Source organism: Bradyrhizobium paxllaeri, from assembly GCF_001693515.2.
Taxonomy (GTDB): domain Bacteria; phylum Pseudomonadota; class Alphaproteobacteria; order Rhizobiales; family Xanthobacteraceae; genus Bradyrhizobium; species Bradyrhizobium paxllaeri.
Map to the genome: position 1 here is coordinate 3,099,159 of NZ_CP042968.1, position 17,382 is coordinate 3,116,540.

At 63.5% G+C, this 17,382-nt stretch carries 16 protein-coding genes; 15 read left to right on the plus strand and 1 reads right to left on the minus strand.

The genetic code is table 11. The annotated features are described in order from the left end of the window. The first annotated feature begins 3 nt into the window (after positions 1–3). The 3 genes from LMTR21_RS14630 (at position 4) to LMTR21_RS14640 (ending at position 3,257) form a co-directional block, all read left to right on the plus strand. Positions 4–879, plus strand: a complete 876-nt coding sequence (locus LMTR21_RS14630) for a DMT family transporter (RefSeq protein WP_065750385.1) — start codon at positions 4–6, stop codon at positions 877–879. 132 nt (positions 880–1,011) lie between these two features. Beyond that, on the plus strand, positions 1,012–2,748 hold the full coding sequence (locus LMTR21_RS14635; RefSeq protein ID WP_065750189.1) for a methyl-accepting chemotaxis protein: 1,737 nt from the start codon (positions 1,012–1,014) through the stop codon (positions 2,746–2,748). A 107-nt stretch (positions 2,749–2,855) separates the two neighbouring features. Beyond that, positions 2,856–3,257 carry a DUF2177 family protein gene (locus tag LMTR21_RS14640; RefSeq protein WP_065750190.1) on the plus strand — a complete coding sequence of 134 codons (402 nt, stop codon included), beginning with the start codon at positions 2,856–2,858 and terminating at the stop codon, positions 3,255–3,257. 98 nt (positions 3,258–3,355) lie between these two features. On the opposite strand, the gene LMTR21_RS14650 is transcribed toward LMTR21_RS14640, so the two are convergent. Then, positions 3,356–4,015 carry a peroxiredoxin gene (locus LMTR21_RS14650; protein ID WP_065750191.1) on the minus strand — a complete coding sequence of 220 codons (660 nt, stop codon included), beginning with the start codon at positions 4,013–4,015 and terminating at the stop codon, positions 3,356–3,358. Between the two features lie 461 nt (positions 4,016–4,476). Between LMTR21_RS14650 and LMTR21_RS14655 the strand changes: the two genes are divergently transcribed. The 12 genes from LMTR21_RS14655 (at position 4,477) to LMTR21_RS14710 (ending at position 17,351) form a co-directional block, all read left to right on the plus strand. Beyond that, the gene (locus LMTR21_RS14655) at positions 4,477–5,046 is read left to right on the plus strand and encodes a hypothetical protein (protein ID WP_065750192.1); all 570 of its coding nucleotides are present in this window, start codon (positions 4,477–4,479) and stop codon (positions 5,044–5,046) included. 726 nt (positions 5,047–5,772) lie between these two features. Beyond that, entirely contained in the window at positions 5,773–6,123 is a 351-nt protein-coding gene (locus LMTR21_RS40835; RefSeq protein ID WP_065750193.1) for a hypothetical protein, read from the plus strand. Positions 6,124–6,151: 28 nt separating this feature from the next. Then, the gene (locus LMTR21_RS14665) at positions 6,152–7,135 is read left to right on the plus strand and encodes a formylglycine-generating enzyme family protein (RefSeq protein ID WP_065750194.1); all 984 of its coding nucleotides are present in this window, start codon (positions 6,152–6,154) and stop codon (positions 7,133–7,135) included. 34 nt (positions 7,136–7,169) lie between these two features. Further along, positions 7,170–8,840: an arylsulfatase gene (locus LMTR21_RS14670; protein ID WP_065750195.1), complete on the plus strand. Its 1,671-nt coding sequence runs from the start codon at positions 7,170–7,172 to the stop codon at positions 8,838–8,840. 61 nt (positions 8,841–8,901) lie between these two features. Further along, on the plus strand, positions 8,902–9,930 hold the full coding sequence (locus tag LMTR21_RS14675) for an AAA family ATPase (RefSeq protein WP_065750196.1): 1,029 nt from the start codon (positions 8,902–8,904) through the stop codon (positions 9,928–9,930). Positions 9,931–9,937: 7 nt separating this feature from the next. Continuing rightward, positions 9,938–10,891, plus strand: a complete 954-nt coding sequence (locus tag LMTR21_RS14680; RefSeq protein ID WP_065750197.1) for a DUF58 domain-containing protein — start codon at positions 9,938–9,940, stop codon at positions 10,889–10,891. A 26-nt stretch (positions 10,892–10,917) separates the two neighbouring features. Further along, complete coding sequence (locus LMTR21_RS14685; protein WP_065750198.1) at positions 10,918–11,406, plus strand: DUF4381 domain-containing protein; 489 nt, start codon at positions 10,918–10,920, stop codon at positions 11,404–11,406. Beyond that, the gene (locus tag LMTR21_RS14690) at positions 11,399–12,394 is read left to right on the plus strand and encodes a VWA domain-containing protein (RefSeq protein ID WP_065750199.1); all 996 of its coding nucleotides are present in this window, start codon (positions 11,399–11,401) and stop codon (positions 12,392–12,394) included. Before LMTR21_RS14685 ends, LMTR21_RS14690 begins: the two co-directional genes overlap by 8 nt. Continuing rightward, positions 12,387–13,895: a VWA domain-containing protein gene (locus LMTR21_RS14695; RefSeq protein WP_065750200.1), complete on the plus strand. Its 1,509-nt coding sequence runs from the start codon at positions 12,387–12,389 to the stop codon at positions 13,893–13,895. Before LMTR21_RS14690 ends, LMTR21_RS14695 begins: the two co-directional genes overlap by 8 nt. Further along, complete coding sequence (locus tag LMTR21_RS14700) at positions 13,892–15,292, plus strand: BatD family protein (RefSeq protein ID WP_065750201.1); 1,401 nt, start codon at positions 13,892–13,894, stop codon at positions 15,290–15,292. The genes LMTR21_RS14695 and LMTR21_RS14700 overlap by 4 nt, the downstream gene beginning before the upstream one ends. Before the next feature lie 100 nt (positions 15,293–15,392). Beyond that, positions 15,393–16,970 carry an arylsulfatase gene (locus tag LMTR21_RS14705; RefSeq protein WP_065750202.1) on the plus strand — a complete coding sequence of 526 codons (1,578 nt, stop codon included), beginning with the start codon at positions 15,393–15,395 and terminating at the stop codon, positions 16,968–16,970. A 78-nt stretch (positions 16,971–17,048) separates the two neighbouring features. Then, positions 17,049–17,351, plus strand: coding sequence for a hypothetical protein (locus LMTR21_RS14710; protein WP_065750203.1), 303 nt, complete (start codon positions 17,049–17,051; stop codon positions 17,349–17,351). Positions 17,352–17,382 lie beyond the last annotated feature (31 nt).

The following is a 17,382-nucleotide window of genomic DNA, read 5'->3' on the forward strand; positions in this document are numbered from 1 at the left end:
CAAATGACCGGCGACTTCGAAAAAATTGCCGCCCGTGCGGCGCCCGTGATCTTCGTCGTGCTGTGGAGCACCGGCTTCATCGGTACCAAATATGTGCTCAACAGCGCCGAGCCGCTGACCTATCTGGCGATCCGCATGGCGTTCGTGGTCGGACTGATGGCGATCATCGTCGCCGTCGCGCGCCCGCGCTGGCCGGATCGCATCGGCATCGCACATAGCGCCGTCGCCGGCATTCTGGTGCACGGCATCTATCTCGGCGGCACGGCGATCGCGATCGCGCATTCGATCCCGGCGGGGCTGTCGGCGTTGATACCGGGGCTGCAGCCGATCCTCACCTCAACGCTCGCAAGCCGCTGGCTCGGCGAACGGGTCACGCCGCTGCAATGGGGCGGATTGCTGCTCGGGCTTGCCGGCGTCGTGCTGATCCTGCACGACCGGCAGATGAGCGGGGAGGCGGGCTGGGGATGGCTCGCCTCGGCCGTCTCGCTGGTCAGCATCACCTTGGGCACGCTCTACCAGCGCCGCTATTGCAGCGCGATCGACTGGCGGTCCGGCAATCTCGTGCAATACGTCGCGGTGACGATCTTCTTCGGTCTCGGCGCCTGGCTGTTCGAGACCAATGTGGTGCACTGGACCACCGAGTTCATCCTGGCGCTGGCCTGGCTTGCGGTGGTGCTGTCGATCGGATCGATCGGCCTATTGTACTGGCTGATCCGACGCTCGGCGGCGACCTCGGTAGCGAGCCTGTTCTACCTGGTCCCCGCCGTCACGGCCCTGATGGCCTATGTGCTGTTCGGCGAACGGCTGGACGCGGTCTCGATTGTCGGCATGGTGGCCTGCGCCGCGGCGGTGCTGCTGGTCAACCGGCGCTCAGTTTGAAGTAGAACGCGCGGCCCGCGTGCACGCGTAAATTTCAATAACCACCGCAGTAGTTTCCCTGAGTTGTGCTCCATTAAGGCGATCGTAAGCAAAACGGGTCAGATTGGGCGCGATTTTGGGGGATTTCTCGTTATGACCACGCGTTCCATTGGAAAGTTCTTGCCGGCGCTCAAGCTGCGCCTCGGCACCAAGGCTGTGATCTCCGCGATCCTTCTGATCGCGGTCAATACCGGGTTGGTGGTGGGCGCAGCCCATTGGTCGCTGACCTCGGAGTTCGGCGACCGCGCGCTGCGCGACATCGAGATCAACCTGCGCACGCTGGGGCTGGCGTTTGCCGAGACCTACGGCGATGCCAAGATCACCATCAGGGATGGGGCCGTCGTCCGCGCCGAAATTCCCAAGATGCCCGAATTCAAGGACCACGCGATCGTCGATCGCGCGGTCGGCTATACCGGCGGCAACGCGACGCTGTTCGTCTATGACGACGCCAGCAACCAGTTCGTCCGCCGCACCACCAACGTGAAGAAGGAGAACGGCGATCGCGCCGTCGGCACCCAGCTCGCCCCCGATCATCCCGGACAGGCGGTGGTTCGCCGCGGCGAGGCCTATAAGGGTCCGGCGACGCTGTTCGGCAAGACCTTCATGACGGCCTACTACCCGATCATGAATGCGGCCGGAAAGGTGATCGGGCTTCTGTACGTCGGTATTCCGATGGCGCATTACGAGGCCATGCTGTCGCACGCCATTCAGAACATGGCGATCGCCGCCGGCATCGCCGCGCTGCTCGTGATGCTGCTGACCATGGTGCTGGTGCGCCGGGTCACCAAGCCGCTGACCTCGGTCACGGCGTCGCTCACGGCTATCGCCAACGGCAAGGCCGAGGCCGAGATCGACTGCGACGACCGGATGGATGAGATCGGCGAGATTGCGCGCACCCTGGAGGTCTTCAGGAGCAACTCGCTCGAGCGCCGGCGCATGCGCGACGAACAGGCTGCCGCCGCGGTGGCCTCGGCCGAGCAGCGCAAGGCCGAACTGCGCGGCTTCGTCGAGGAATTCCAGACCAGCGTCGGCGGCATAGTCGACAAGGTGCTGAATTCCTCCGGCGAGTTCGAGCGCGTCGCGCGGCAGCTCACCGACACCGCGCGGACCACCGCAAGCCTGTCCGGCAAGTCGGCCGGCGCTTCGGAGACCGCCTCCGAGCACGTCCGCACCGCGGCTGCGGCCTCCGACGAGCTTTCCAGCTCGATCGCGGAGATCACCCGCCGGGTCCAGGAATCGAACGGGATCGCAGCCGATGCCGTCAAGCAGGCCGCCGCCACGGACCAGCGCATCAACGAATTGTCGGAAGCGGGCGCTCGGATCGGCGACGTCGTGAAGCTGATTACCTCGATTGCCGAGCAGACCAATTTGCTGGCGCTCAACGCCACCATCGAGGCGGCGCGGGCGGGCGATGCCGGTCGCGGCTTTGCCGTGGTGGCGCAGGAGGTCAAGAGCCTCGCCGGCCAGACCGCGAAGGCGACCGAGGAGATCTCCAGCCAGATCGGCAGTATGCAGCTGGCGACCGAGGAGTCGGTCAGCGCGATCAAGGCGATCGGCCAGACCATCGAGCGCATCAGCGATATCGCCACCTCGATCTCGGCGGCGGTCGAGCAGCAGCGCGGCGCGACCCAGAACATCGCGCAGAGCGTTCGTGCTGCCGCCAGCGGCACGGCCGACGTCGCCGCCAACATCCGCAACGCCGCGCAAGGTGCGGACGAGACCGGCGAGACGTCGAGCCGGATGTTTGCCTCCGCGCAGAATCTTTCGAGCGAGAGCCTGCACCTGAAGGCCGAGGTCGAAAAATTCCTCGACCGCGTCCGCGCCGCCTGAGCCGCTGCAGCGGCGCATCACGCCGCCGCTGAAACCTGAAGTCTCCGCATTCGTAGTTTGCCTATACTGCGAATGATTGCCCCTCGCTGGCGGGCTGGAGGCTTCCCGTGAACCGATATGCGGTGCTCTATCTGGTGACGCTGTTCGTCATCGTGCCCCTTGATTTCCTGTTCCTTGGCGTGATCGCCAGGGACTTCTTCACCTCGCAGGTCGGCAACATGCTGGGCGAGATCAAGCTCGTGCCGGCGGTGCTGTTCTATCTGGTCTACGTCGCCGGGGTCGTGATCTTCGTCAGCGCCGGGGCAGGGGCGTCGTGGCAATCGACGCTGCTCTACGGCGCGCTGTTTGGCTTCTTCTGCTATGCGACCTTCGACCTGACATCGCTGGCGCTGCTCAAGCACTGGAGCTGGCCAGTGGCAATCGTCGACGTCGCGTGGGGTTCGTTGGTGACGGCGGTTGCATCGACCGCCGGATTGCTCGTGGCGGACTGGGTAGCGCCTAAAATGTAGGGTGGGCAAAGCGCAGCGTGCCCACCACCACTTGCTTCGTTATTGATGGTGGGCACGGCGCAAGGGCGCCTTTGCCCACCCTACGACATCTCAATTCGTTATTTGGGCTGCGGCACGATCCGGATGTACGGCTTCGGCGCCTTCCAGCCGGCCGGGTAGATCGTCTTGGCCTCGTCGTCGGATACCGAGCCCGCGATGATGACGTCTTCGCCCTGTTTCCAGTCGGCCGGCGTCGCGACGCGATGCTTGGCGGTCATCTGCAGGGAGTCGATCACGCGCAGGATTTCCGCGAAGTTGCGGCCCGTGGTCATCGGATAGACCAGCACCAGCTTGATCTTCTTGTCCGGCCCGATGATGAAGACGTTGCGGACGGTCTGGTTGTCGGCGGGCGTGCGCGTCAGCGGATCGCCCGAGGTCGAGGCCGGCAGCATGTCGTAGAGCTTGGAGACGTTGTAATCGATGTCGCCGATCATCGGATAGTTCGGCGCCGCGCCTTGCGTCTCCTGGATGTCCTCGGACCACTTCGCGTGCCGGTCGACGGGATCGACGCTCAAGCCCATCAGCTTGACGCCGCGCTTGTCGAATTCCGGCTTCAACTTCGCGAGAGCGCCGAGTTCGGTGGTGCAAACCGGCGTGAAGTCCTTCGGGTGCGAGAACAAAAGCGCCCAGTCATTGCCGATCCAGTCGTGGAATTTGACTTTTCCTTCCGTGGTCTGGGCTTCGAAATCGGGGGCGGTTGCGCCAATCTGGAGTGCCATGGTTTTACCTCATGTTATTCAACTTACAGGAGAATTTGTCTTTACGAAGATTATAGGACTGTGAAAGGGTTAAGTGAACAGGTTCGCGCAAAAGGTGAGATCCTTCTCCGCAAGGGTGGAACTCCTAGCATCTTCTTGTGGTCCGCGCCTCTGCGACGACAAGAACTCGCCCGTATTTGAACGGGCCCGGTCAGATTTTCGCGCCATTTTGTTTGTTTGACCGCGATGTTTCCAAAGCTGATCCACTTTTCCGCCTTGCCTGCCCCGATATTGCCGTTTATCGCCCTCATCACGCCGGGCCGCTTTGCACCCGAGGGTGCTTTCGCTGAACCGTGACCGACCTCACAGCGACCAATTGGCAACCATGTAAAAATCTCGAAATGCCAGTTTCGAATCGTTAACCGCCCGTTCATGCCCGGCATGGAAATGCTGGTATGGAATTGAAATTGAGAAGTGCAACTATGTCTGCCGTGACGGCTGTAGCCGCTGAACCATCCCTTGAACCATCCTGCCGCAAGACGGCCGCTCATGCGCTCACCATCGTGCGCGACGGCGTGATCACCGGCGAGGGCCCAACGACGAAGGGCCGTATCCATTTCTCCCGTGCGCTCGACGCCGATGACGCCGCCTGGTGCGCGCGCATCCTGACCGTCAGCGCGGTCGAGGATCAGCCGGTGAGCCGCGCTGAACTCGAGGCGCTGTTCGAAATCAGCGACGCCGCTGCGGAGCGCACTGACGACGGCCGTTTCGACGATCTCCTGGCCAAGGCGGTTGCCCACCATGCAGCCTCCGAGTCCGGACTGCCGGTGCCGCCGCGCACGGTCGCGCTCTCACCCGATACCGACATCGAGAGCTGGGCGCCGACCAGGGCCGCCAATATCGACACCCAGGTGCTGGAATGGATCGCCAGCCAGATGCGCGGCAAGCGTCACAGCAACCGCCGCCTCGCAGCGCTGGTTGCTACGCTCGTCGGTGTCGCCGCGCTGCCGCTTGCGCAATTGCCGGGCATGCTGGATATGGGGATGCTGTAGGTCCATTCCGTGATGATCGGTTTCAAGGCGGCGGGGTAGTGCCCGCCGTTTTTTGTTTTGAGTCTCATGCTGCGCGCATTCGGCTTGTTAGGCGCCCTGTCGCGGCCCATCAGCGCGAGCGGAGCGAAGCAATCCATCTTTCCAAGCATGAGGTGACAACGGATTGCTTCACTCCGCCCGCAATGGCGCGGGGAGATAGCGACGCAACACTCGACTGTCGTCCCCGCGCATGCGGGGATCCAGTACGCCGCGGCTTATCGGTTCAATCATTGACGTCTCTGGAAAACTGGGTCGCCCGGCTCAAGCCGGGCGATGACGACTGAGTATGAAGAGGCATATCAGCGCATTTGCCTCAAAGTGAGGAAATGACAGCCAGACAGCGCTGACTCCAAAAACTTTTGGCACAAACTGGACATCACAGAGCGGCAGATTTGGCTTATCGTTGAATTTCAACGGGAAATAGAGGTGCCTTGGGTGCCGGAAATCACCGATCAACAAGAGAACCGATCAACAAGAGACAAGAGGGCTGACGTAACGCTGCCGGAAGGGCTGCAGCGCTGAGTAACCAAGGGAGCTGACATGCTGCCAATAAGAAGAATTCATCCTTGTCAATTTCGGAAATCGCTTAGCTCAATCGCACTCGCCGCCACACTGAGCCTCGGTGGCCTCGCAACAACATCCACATCTTCATCCGCGCTAAATCCGACGCCAAGCGTTGCGCTTGCAATGCACGCCACGGCAGCGAACGACGACCTGATCGAGGTTCGCGCCGCCGTGCGCCGTGGCGGCGTGGCGGTCGGACCGCGCGGTGGTGTGGTCGCCGGCAGGACCGTGGTGCGGACGCCGGCCGTTCGCGGGGCTGTGGTGCGGCCCGGATATGCCGGCGGCGGTGTCCGCTGGGTGCGGCCCGCTACGTACCGCTGGCCGCGCGGCGGAGCCATTGCGGCGGGCGCTGCGATCGGCGTCGTCACGGCGGCGACGGCAGCAGCCTGGGCGGGCGCTGCTCCAGCACCAGGCATGTGCTGGTACTACACCGACCCATCCCGCACCCAGGGCTTCTGGGATTACTGCCAGTAAGGACGATCGGCGGGACGAGGCAGTATTCATGGAGCCGGCGGAGGTCTCAACGCAGGCGGATGCACGCCAGACCGGCGACATGGTCTGGATAAAGGGCAGCACGTTCCGGATGGGATCGAACGATCACTATCCGGAAGAAGCGCCGGTTCGTCGCGTCTCCGTCGATGGCTTTTGGATCGATCGCACACCGGTGACGAACCGCGAGTTCAAGCGATTCGTCAAGGCGACCGGCTACGTCACCACGGCGGAGATTCCGCCCGATCCCAAAGACTATCCCGGTGCGCTGCCGCACATGATCTATGCAGGCTCGCTGGTGTTCTCACCGCCGCGTCGCGTCACCGATCTGCGCGACTGGAGCCAGTGGTGGACCTTCATGAAGGGTGCCGATTGGCGGCATCCTTATGGGCCGAAGAGCAACATCAACGTTTCAGACAATCATCCGGTCGTGCACGTCTCCTTTGCCGACGCGATGGCCTATGCGCAATGGGCCGGCAAGGATCTGCCGACGGAAGCCGAGTGGGAGTTCGCCGCACGCGGCGGGCTCGACGGCGCTGAATTTGCCTGGGGTGAAGCGCTCGCGCCCGGCGACAAGCACATGGCCAACATTTGGCAGGGCAATTTTCCGATCGAAAATCTCAACCAGGACGGCTTTAAGCGCACCTCGCCGGTGACCGCGTTCCCGCCGAACGGCTACGACCTCTACGACATGATCGGCAATGTCTGGGAATGGACCACCGACTGGTGGTCCACCAAGCATGAGGCCGACGCGCCGAAGGCGTGTTGTGTTCCGCACAACCCGCGTGGCGGGCCGGAGGTTGCAAGCCTTGATCCATGTCAACCCAACATCCGTATCCCGCGCAAAGTATTGAAAGGTGGCTCGCATCTCTGCGCGCCGAACTACTGCCGCCGGTACCGCCCAGCCGCACGCCACGCCGAACCGGTCGATACTTCGACGAGCCATGTCGGCTTCCGTTGCGTGGTGCGCTCAACCGTTCCACCCGCGAAGCCGTAAAGGAGAAGTGCCAACCCACCCCCAGGAGCGTAAAATGAGTAATGAAGTGAATAAGGCCGATAACGGCCAGGCCATTGATCGCCGCAATCTTCTGCTCGGTACCTCCACCCTCGTTGCCGCCGCAACCCTTACCTCGGAAGTATTGGCGCAAGCGCAGAAGGCCGCGCCGGCAGCCGCTCCCACGACAGCACAGCCCGCCGCAGCCTCCGGCAGAAAGCCGAACATCCTTGTCATCTTCGGGGACGACATCGGCATCCCGCAGATCAGCGCCTACACGATGGGCATGATGGGATATCGGACACCGAACATCGACCGCATCGCTCGCGAAGGCGCAATCTTCACCGACGCCTACGGCCAGCAAAGCTGCACGGCCGGTCGGGCATCGTTCATCCTCGGCCAGGAGCCTTTCCGAACCGGCCTTCTCACCATTGGCATGCCGGGAGATCCCCACGGCATTCAGGACTGGATGCCGACCATTGCTGATGCCTTGAAGACCCAGGGCTACGCTACCGGACAGTTCGGCAAGAACCACCTCGGCGATCGCGACGAGCATCTGCCGACCAAACACGGCTTCGACGAATTCTTCGGCAACCTCTACCATCTCAACGCGGAAGAGGAGCCGGAAGGCTATTTCTACCCGAAGGATCCGGCATTCCGTAAGCAGTTCGGACCGCGCGGCGTGATCAAGTCATCCGCCGATGGCAAGATCGAGGATACAGGGCCCCTGAACATTGCGCGTATGCCGACGGTGGATGAGGAATTCCTCGGCGCGGCCAAGGATTTCATCGGCCGACAGGCCCGCGCCAACCGCCCGTTCTTCTGCTGGTTCAATTCCACCCGGATGCACGTCTTCACCCACTTGAAGCCATCGTCATTGGGTAAATCCGGCAAGGGAATACACGCCGACGGCATGGTCGAGCACGATGGAATGGTCGGGGAGCTTCTGCAGCAGCTCGATAACCTCGGAATCGCTGACAACACGATTGTTGTCTACACCACCGACAATGGCGCTGAGCTCGCGCTGTGGCCCGATGGCGCGATGACACCATTCCACGGCGAGAAGGGCACGACGTGGGAAGGCGGCTTCCGCATTCCGATGATGGTGCGCTGGCCGGGCGTCGTGAAGCCGGGCACGCAATATAACGAGATCATCTCGCTGATCGACTGGTTCCCGACGCTCTGTGCCGCCGCGGGAATTCCGGACATCAAGGAAAAGATGAAAGCCGGATTTGCCGGCGCAGGCGGCAAGAGCTTCAGGGTTCATCTCGATGGCTACAACTTCATGCCGTTCTTCAAGGGCGAGACCAAAGAGCCGCCGCGCGATGCGATCTACTATTTTGACCAAGGCGGCAATCTCAACGCTATCCGCTGGAACGACTGGAAGCTGAGCTTTGCATCCTCATCAAAGGGGAACATTGCGACCGCAACCCGGGAGGTGACGGCCTGGGCGCTGATTGCCAATTTGCGGATGGACCCCTACGAGCGCGGACAGGAAGAAGGGGGCGGCGCGATAAAATTCCTCGCGCAGAACATGTGGCTCATCGTGCCGGTGCAAGGGAAAGTGAAGGAGTTCTTCTCCGACTTCGACCACTTCCCTTATCAGGAAGGCAGCTCACTGAATGCGGCCGGCATCAATTATGGACTGCTAAAGCAGCAAGCAGCGATGAAGCGTCTCGGCGAAATAGAACGAATGAAGCCGCGATAGTCGGGAGGTCTGGTCGATCGGCACAAGCGCAAGTGCGTGGTGCGAAGTTGAAAGTCTCCACATGACCGATAGTGCTGCCAAGCTTGCTTCCGACAGGCCGGCGACTGCGACGCCGTCGCCGGCCCGTGACGCCGTGCTGGAACTGAAGCAGCGGATCGGCAAATCGGTGCTGGGCCAGGATCATCTGGTCGAGAGCATGCTGATCGGGCTGCTCGCCAACGGCAACATGCTGATCGAAAGCTTGCCCGGCCTTGCCAAGACGCGGGCAGTGAAGACGCTGGCGAAGAACCTGGCGGCGGATCTTTCGCGCGTGCAGTTCACGCCAGACCTGTTGCCCTCAGATGTCACCGGCGCGGAAATCTACCTGCAGACCGACAAGGGCGGCCAGTTCCAGTTCCAGAAGGGGCCGATCTTCGCGAACCTCGTGCTCGCCGACGAGATCAACCGTGCGCCGGCCAAGGTGCAGTCGGCGCTGCTCGAAGCCATGGAAGAGCGGCAAGTCACCGTCGCCGGCAAGACCTACAAGATGCCCGGCCTGTTCATGGTGCTGGCGACGGAGAACCCGATCGAGCAGGAAGGAACCTATCCGCTGCCCGAAGCGCAGCTTGATCGCTTCCTGATGCATGTCGTCATCACCTATCCCGACGAGGCGACGGAAGGTGAGATCATCAAGCTCAATCGCGCGGAGAATGCACAGGCGCCGAAGGAACGTACCGTGGAGCTCGCGCCAGTGCCGCAGCAGGCGATCTTCGATGCGCGTGGCGAGATTGACGGCATCTTCGTTTCCGACCTCGCCCAGAAATACATGGTCGACGTGATCTATGCGACCCGGTTTCCCGGCCGCTATGGCGATCCGCTCGGAAAATGGATCCAGGTTGGCGCGAGTCCGCGCGGTAGCCTTGCGCTCGACCGTTGCGCCCGGGTGCGGGCCTGGCTCGATGGCGAGACGTTCGTCACTCCCGATCATGTACGGGGCGTGATGCACGACTGCCTGCGTCACCGCCTGATCCTCAGTTACGAGGCGCTGTCGCAGGGCGTCAGCGCCGACCAGGTGATCGACAAGATCGCCGAACAGGTTGCGGCCGCATGAGGGTGCCATGACCGACGCCACGGAAAAAATGCCAGGCGTCTATATCGATCTCGACGACCTGCTTGCGCTCGAGCATCGCGGTCGCAGAGTGTCGTTCCTGCCGCGGCAACCCGTGCACAGCCTCTTGTCGGGCCGCTTTGCCTCGCGCATGCGCGGACGCGGGCTGAACTTCGAGGAGATCAGGGATTACCGGCCGGGCGACGACGTGCGCTCGATCGACTGGAAGGTGACGGCGCGCCTGCAAAAGCCGCATGTACGCGTCTTCAACGAGGAGCGCGACCGCCAGTCGCTGCTGGTCGTCGACCAGCGGCTGTCGATGTTCTTTGGCAGCAGGCTCGCCATGAAATCCGTCACCGCGGCTCAGGCGGCCGCGATCGCCGCCTGGCGCATCCTCGGCGTCGGCGACCGTGTCGGCGCCATTGTGTTCGACGACCGCAGCCTTGCCGAATTCCGCCCGCGGCGCAGCCGTTCGACGGTGCTGCAGATCCTCACCGTGATCGTCTCGAAGAACCGCGCGCTCGGGGTCGGCCGCGGCATCGCGAGTGTGCCTTCCATGCTCAACGAGGCCTTGAAGCAGGCGCAGCGCCGCGCGCTGCATGACGCAGCCGTGATCATCATCAGCGATTTCGACGGCGCCGACGATGAGACGCGATCGATGGTCGGGGCCATGAACCGTCATAACGACGTGGTGGCGTTGCTGGTGCACGATCCCCAGCAGAGCGATTTGCCGGCCTCGGCCAGCATGACCGTTACCGACGGCGAGTTGCAGATCCAGCTCGAGGTTGGCCGCGAGAGCGTCCGCAAGCGCCTGTCGGAGGCGACGCAGGAGCGGTTGAAAGGCGTGCTGGCATGGACGCAGGAGTTCGGCGTGCCCGTGCTGCCGCTGAGTGCCGCGGAGGACACGTCGCAGCAGTTGCGCCGTCTGCTCGGAGCCTTGCCGCGGCCGTGGTCGCGGTCATAGCGAAATGGGGGCCGCTCGTGGCTGAGATGCAACCCGCACAAGCCGATCCGGTGGCTGGCCTGATCGACATTCCACTGCCGCCACAGGTCAGCCTGTGGCCGCAGACCTGGACGTCACGGATTGCGATCGTGCTGCTGCTGGCGGCAGCGATCGCCGCGCTCTGGCACCTCATTCATTCATGGCGCGTCAACCGGTATCGCCGCGAGGCGTTGTCCGAGCTGGCGGGAATTGGGCGCCGGCTCGATGCCGGCGAAGCCGGCGGCGAGCGGCTCGCTGAGCTGTCGATGCTCGTGCGGCGCACGGCGATGGTGGCATTCTCGCGCGAGGCGGTCGCGCCGCTGGCAGGGCCGGCGTGGCTTGGTTTTCTCGATCGTAGCTATGGCGGGCAGGGATTTTCCGAAGGGGCGGGGCGGCTGCTGGCGAGCGCGCCCTACCAGCGCACGCCGCCGGACAAGGATCAGCTTCGCGCACTCGCCACCCTCGTTCGCCAATGGATCAGGGGGCATCATGCTTGAGTTCGCTTGGCCATGGATGTTCGTGCTGCTGCCGCTGCCCTTGCTGGTGTGGTGGCTGATGCCGCCGTACCGCGCGCGGCAGGCCTCGGTGCAGATTCCGTTCTTCGAGCGCATGGCTGCGGCGACGGGGCAGACTCCGCAGCGCGGGGCGGTCGTCCTGCAGCGGCGTGCGACACAGATGATCGTGGCGGCGCTGATCTGGATACTCGTTGTCGCCGCGCTGGCCCGGCCGCAATGGGTCGGCGACGCCGTGACCCGCGAAGTATCTGCACGTGACCTCATCCTTGCCGTCGATATTTCCGGCTCGATGGACCAGCGCGATTTCCGCACGGCGGATGGCCAAATGCTGACCCGGCTCGACGGCGTCAAGCGCGTCATCAAGGATTTCATTGCGCGCCGCCGCGGCGATCGCATCGCGTTGATCCTGTTCGGCACCAAGGCGTATGTGCAGGTACCCTTTACGCAGGATCTGCAAACCGCCGCGCAATTGCTGGAGCAAACCCAGGTCGGCATGGCGGGGCAGCAGACCGCGATCGGCGACACCATCGGACTTGCAATCAAGACGCTGGAGAAGAGCACCGCGCAGCAGAAGGTGCTGATCCTGCTCTCCGATGGCAACGATACGGCAAGCCGGGTGCCGCCCGAGCACGCCGCAGACATCGCGCAGCAGAACGGTCTCGTGATCTACACCATCGCAGTCGGCGACCCCGGGGCATCGGGTGAGAACCGCGTCGATCTCGCGATGCTGCAGGGCGTCGCCGACACCACCAAAGGAAAGTTCTTCCGCGCCGAGGACGGCGCGCAGTTGCAGGCGATCTATGCCGAGATCGATGCGCTGGCGCCGGTGAAGCTGCAGACGCTGTCGTGGCGCCCGAAACTGCCGCTGTTCCAGTGGCCGCTTGGCGCAGCGGTCGTCCTTGGCCTGCTGCTGTGGCTCGGCCTGCTTGCGGCCAGTGAACATGGACGGAGGTCTCCCACCCATGCCTGACGCGGCGACCATCCCGTTCCATCTGCTGCGACCGCTGTGGCTGATCGCGCTGGTGCCGGTCGTTGCGGTCGTGCTGCTGGTGCGCTGGCGCGAGAGCGTTACGGCGCGCTGGGGCGGCGTCATCGCGCCGCACCTTTTGAAGAATTTGATCGTTACGCCGCGCCATACATGGGGCGTCAGCCCGATCTATCTCGTCGCGATCGCCATGGCGCTCGGCATCGTCGCGCTGTCGGGCCCCACCTGGCGGCGCGAGCTGCCGCCTTTCGTCGAGGACGAGGCGCCGCTGATGATTGCGCTGGCCGTATCATCCTCGATGGGCCGGACCGACGTGGCGCCGTCGCGTCTCGAGCGCGCCAAGCAGAAAATCAGGGACCTGCTTGCCGCGCGGGCCGGGGCCCGCGCCGGCCTGATCGCCTATGCCGGGTCGGCGCATCTGGTGATGCCGCTGACGGAAGATCGCGGCGTGATCGAGCCGTTCCTGGCGGCGCTCGCGCCTGGACTGATGCCCTCTGACGGCAAGAACGCGGTCGGCGCGCTTGCGCTTGCTACGCAATCGCTTGCGGGCGAGCCGGTAGCCGGCACGATCCTTGTGGTAGCCGACGATCTCGGCAACGCGGAAGGCGCCGCGTTACGGCAGGCTGCCGGACGCAACAGTCTTGCGATGCTCGGCGTGAGCCCGCCGCAGGACGGCGGCACCTCGCCGCTTGATGCGGTGCGGGTGACCGTAGATAACGCCGACATCCGTGCATTGGAGCGCCGCATCGAGACCCGCTTCCAGTCGGCGCAGGGCGATGCCTTCGGCACGCAATGGCGCGACGAAGGCGTCTGGCTGTTGCTGCCGATCGCGCTGCTCGGCCTGCTCTGGTTCCGGCGCGGGACGACGGTGGCCTGGGTGCTTGCGCTGTTCATGCTGCAGGCGTGGCCTGCGCAGGCACAGGATGCGCCGCGTCTTGCAGATTGGTGGCTGACGCCGGACCAGCAGGGACGACGAGCCTTCGATCGCGGCGACTATGCGACCGCGGCGAAGCGCTTTGCCGATCCGATGTGGCGCGGCATGGCGGCGTATCGCGCGCTCGACTTCCTCACCGCCGCGCAGGAATTCTCGCATGTCGACAGCGTCGAGGGACGTTTTGCGTTCGGCAATGCGCAGGCACAGAACCACGCCTATGAAAAGGCCATCGCGGCCTATGACGAGGTGCTGAAGGCGCAGCCCGATCATGCCGCGGCAAAGACCAACCGCGCCATCGTTGTCGCAGCGCTGAAGGCGAAGGAGGACAAGCGCCGCAAGCAGGAGGATCAGGATGCGCCGCCGCCGGACCTGAAGGCCGACGAGATGAAGGTCGATCCCGACCAAAAAGGCGGCAAGAAAATCCAGGTCAAGGCGGATGACCTCACCACGGCTGGCGCCGCGGAAGCGTGGATGCGCCAGGTACAGACCTCGCCCGCGGACTTCCTGAAGCTGAAGTTTGCGATCCAGGACGCAACGGGAGCGCCGCGATGAGATATTTGCGCATCGCCATTGCCCTGTTGTTGCTGCCATCAGCGGCGCCACGGGTTTTTGCGCAGCAGGCAACCGCACCCGAGCCGATCCTTAACGTCAGCATCGATCCGGCACGCGTGGTAGTCGGCCAGAAGGCGCTGCTGCGGGTCGAGGTGATGGCGCCGAATTACATGACCTCGCCGCCGGAACTGCCGGGCTTCCAGGTTCGCAATGCCGTGACGCGGCAATTGCAGAACGTCAACACCAATGATGAACGTAACGGCATCAGCTATGCCGGCGTGCGCTTCGAGTTCGCGATCTATCCGCAGGAGCCCGGGGCCTACGCCATCTCGGACCAGAAGCTCACGGTGCGCTACGCTGCCGAGCCGCCGGCCACGCGCGAGACCGTGCTTGCCGTCCCCCCCGTCGCCTTCGAAGCCTTCATTCCCGATGCGGCGTCCGCGCTTCATCCATTCGTCGCCGCGAGCAGACTGAGCGCGGAGCAGACGGTGCAACGCTCGTCGGAACAGCTCAAGTCGGGCGATGCCGTGACGCGGACGGTGACGATCAAGGCCGAGGGGCTGCCAGCCATGCTGCTGCCGCCACAGACCCTTGTGGCGATCGACGGGATGGCGCTCTATCCGGCGCAGCCGTCGCTGCAGGATCATGTGGATGGCCGGACCGACGCGATGACGTCAACCCGGATCGATTCCGCAACATACATGCTGCAGCGGCCCGGCAACTACATCCTTCCCGCCATCGATATCGCCTGGTGGAATACGGACAGCGGCAAGATCGAGCGCATCCATCTCGACGAGGTGCCGCTCGCGGTCGCCGCTAATCCGGCCGAACCGATGGCGGGCGGTGCGACCGGGCAGGGCACGCGCTGGAGCGTGAATGGGATCGTCGATCTCGTTGCCGAACACTGGCTGGTTGCCTTGCTCGCCTTCATCGTGCTCGCGGCCATCGCCTGGTTCGCGCCCCGGGCCTCGCGCATCGTTGCGGCGAATTGGCGGCGGCGGCGCGCGGCGTATCTGCAATCCGAGGAGTTTTCCTTCGACCAGTTGCGCCATGCTGCGCGTGGCGGCGACGCACGGGCGACGTATTTCGCGCTGCTCGACTGGCTGCAGCGGTTCGAGCCGGCCGCGCCTGATCATACGATCCATTCTCTGAAAGCAGCGGCAAAGGATGCTGAACTCGATTCCGAACTCCGCTCGATGGAGCGTCAGCTCTTTGCACCGCCAGCTGGGGCGGGCGATTGGTCGCCGCGCCGGCTGCTGCGGCGGGTCAAGTTGGCGCGGCGCAATCTTCGCCGGCAGGCCGTCGCTGTCAGTGCGAGGCGACAGTTACCATCCGAAATCAATCCGGCGGGCGGCGTCGCGTTGCCAGGCCGGATCCGGCGGCTGCCGGCGAGATGAAAGGAGCGCAACGGGTAGAACCAAGGGCCATCAACGAACCGTTGGCATGACGCCTTTCTCAGTCAGATGAACCGATTCTGTTCAAGTATGAGGAGTCGAAATGGCTATCCGAAGAGTACTCGCCGCGGCACTGCTCGCCACATGTCTTTCTCCACTGGCGCAATCGCCGGCACTGGCACAGCAGCCAGGCGCGGCGAAGCCGAACATCCTCGTGATCTTCGGCGACGATGTCGGCCAGTCTAACATCAGCGCCTATACGCACGGCGTTGTCGGCTACAAGACGCCCAATATCGACCGTATCGCCAAGGAAGGCATGATGTTCACCGATTACTATGCGGAGAACAGCTGCACGGCGGGCCGCTCGACCTTCATCACGGGCCAGGTCTGCCTGCGCACCGGCCTCTGCAAGGTCGGCATTCCCGGCGCCGCGGTCGGTCTCCAGGACCGCGACATCACGATCGCACAGGCGCTCAAGCCGCTCGGCTATGCAACCGGCCAGTTCGGCAAAAACCACCTCGGCGATCGCGACGAGTACCTGCCGACCAGGCATGGCTTCGACGAGTTCTTCGGCAATCTCTACCATCTGAACGCCGAGGAGGAGCCGGAGCGCCCGTATTATCCAAAGAACGATACGACATTCGTCAAGTCGAACTCGCCGCGCGGCGTGCTGAAGGCGTCAGCCGACGGCAAGATCGAGGACACCGGCCCGCTCAACCGCAAGCGGATGGAGACCGTGGACGACGAGACGACCGAGGCGGCGATCGATTTCATTCAACGGCAAGCCAGGGCCAACCGGCCGTTCTTCACCTGGATGAACACGACCCGCATGCATGCGTTCACCCATGTCCGCGAGTCCATGCGCGGCCAGAGCGGAATGCCCGGCAACGAATATGCCGATGGAATGGTCGAGCATGATGGCCATGTCGGCAAGCTTCTCAAGACATTGGACGATCTCGGCATCGCCAACAACACGATCGTCGTCTACAGCACCGACAACGGACCGAACCAGTGGTCGTGGCCGGATGCGGCGACGACGCCGTTCCGCAGCGAGAAGGATACCAACTGGGAAGGCGCATTCCGCGTCCCGGCGATGATCCGCTGGCCCGGCCGCATCAAGGCCGGCGAAATATCAAATGAAATGATTTCCGGTCTCGACTGGTTCCCGACGATTCTGGCTGCAGCGGGCGATGCCGACATCAAGGATAAGCTCGCAAAGGGTACCAATATCGGCGGCAACACCTTCAAGGTACATCTCGATGGATACAACCAGTTGCCGTACCTGACCGGCCAACAACCAAAGTCTGCGCGCGACTCGTTCTACTATTTCAACGACGATGGTGAAATGGTGGCGTATCGCTACAACAACTTCAAGATCGTGTTCTGCGAGCAGCGCAGGCCCGGCGGTTTTGAGGTGTGGGCCAACCCATTCACCTGCCTGCGTGCTCCGAAGGTGTTCAATCTCCGGATGGATCCGTTCGAGCGCGCCGACGTCGTGTCGGACCAGTACTACGACTGGATCGCCAAGAACGCCTATCTCATTCAGTACGGCGTATGGCGAGTGACGCCATTCCTGCAGACCTTCAAGGAATATCCGCCGAGCCAGCGCTCCGCGAGCTTCAGCATCGACCAGATGGTCGATTCACTGATGAAGTCGCTCGACAAGACTGCGCCGAAGTAAGGCGCGGAGGGGACACCGACGGCAACGCCGGCGTCCCCAATCTAACTGACGTCAACATGGCCAAGGAAGGAGAGCGTCATGTCAGAGACCCTGATCAACCTCATCATCCAGCTCATTGCCGGCGCGATCGGCGGGAATGCCGCGGGCGCCACCATGAAGAATCTCGATCTCGGCACGCTTGGCAATACCATAGCCGGTGCCCTCGGCGGCGCAGGCGGCGGCACGCTGCTGACCGCGCTGCTGCCGATGCTGCAGGGGGCCGCTGGCGGCGGTGTCGATGTCGCGGCGCTGGCCGGACAGGCCGTCGGTGGCGGTGTCGCCGGGGCTCTGGTTACCGCCATTGTCGGCGCCATCAAGAACGGAATGGCGGGAGCACGGTAGCGTGCCGATAGTCTCACGCCGATACTTCTTC

Coding starts and splice junctions, on each gene's coding strand:
- LMTR21_RS14630 (WP_065750385.1), top strand. CDS start 4: ATGACCGGCGACTTCGAAAAAATTGCCGCCCGTGCGGCGCCCGTGATC.
- LMTR21_RS14635 (WP_065750189.1), top strand. CDS start 1,012: ATGACCACGCGTTCCATTGGAAAGTTCTTGCCGGCGCTCAAGCTGCGC.
- LMTR21_RS14650 (WP_065750191.1), bottom strand. CDS start 4,015: ATGGCACTCCAGATTGGCGCAACCGCCCCCGATTTCGAAGCCCAGACC.
- LMTR21_RS14655 (WP_065750192.1), top strand. CDS start 4,477: ATGTCTGCCGTGACGGCTGTAGCCGCTGAACCATCCCTTGAACCATCC.
- LMTR21_RS40835 (WP_065750193.1), top strand. CDS start 5,773: ATGCACGCCACGGCAGCGAACGACGACCTGATCGAGGTTCGCGCCGCC.
- LMTR21_RS14665 (WP_065750194.1), top strand. CDS start 6,152: ATGGAGCCGGCGGAGGTCTCAACGCAGGCGGATGCACGCCAGACCGGC.
- LMTR21_RS14670 (WP_065750195.1), top strand. CDS start 7,170: ATGAGTAATGAAGTGAATAAGGCCGATAACGGCCAGGCCATTGATCGC.
- LMTR21_RS14675 (WP_065750196.1), top strand. CDS start 8,902: ATGACCGATAGTGCTGCCAAGCTTGCTTCCGACAGGCCGGCGACTGCG.
- LMTR21_RS14680 (WP_065750197.1), top strand. CDS start 9,938: ATGACCGACGCCACGGAAAAAATGCCAGGCGTCTATATCGATCTCGAC.
- LMTR21_RS14685 (WP_065750198.1), top strand. CDS start 10,918: ATGCAACCCGCACAAGCCGATCCGGTGGCTGGCCTGATCGACATTCCA.
- LMTR21_RS14690 (WP_065750199.1), top strand. CDS start 11,399: ATGCTTGAGTTCGCTTGGCCATGGATGTTCGTGCTGCTGCCGCTGCCC.
- LMTR21_RS14695 (WP_065750200.1), top strand. CDS start 12,387: ATGCCTGACGCGGCGACCATCCCGTTCCATCTGCTGCGACCGCTGTGG.
- LMTR21_RS14700 (WP_065750201.1), top strand. CDS start 13,892: ATGAGATATTTGCGCATCGCCATTGCCCTGTTGTTGCTGCCATCAGCG.
- LMTR21_RS14705 (WP_065750202.1), top strand. CDS start 15,393: ATGGCTATCCGAAGAGTACTCGCCGCGGCACTGCTCGCCACATGTCTT.
- LMTR21_RS14710 (WP_065750203.1), top strand. CDS start 17,049: ATGTCAGAGACCCTGATCAACCTCATCATCCAGCTCATTGCCGGCGCG.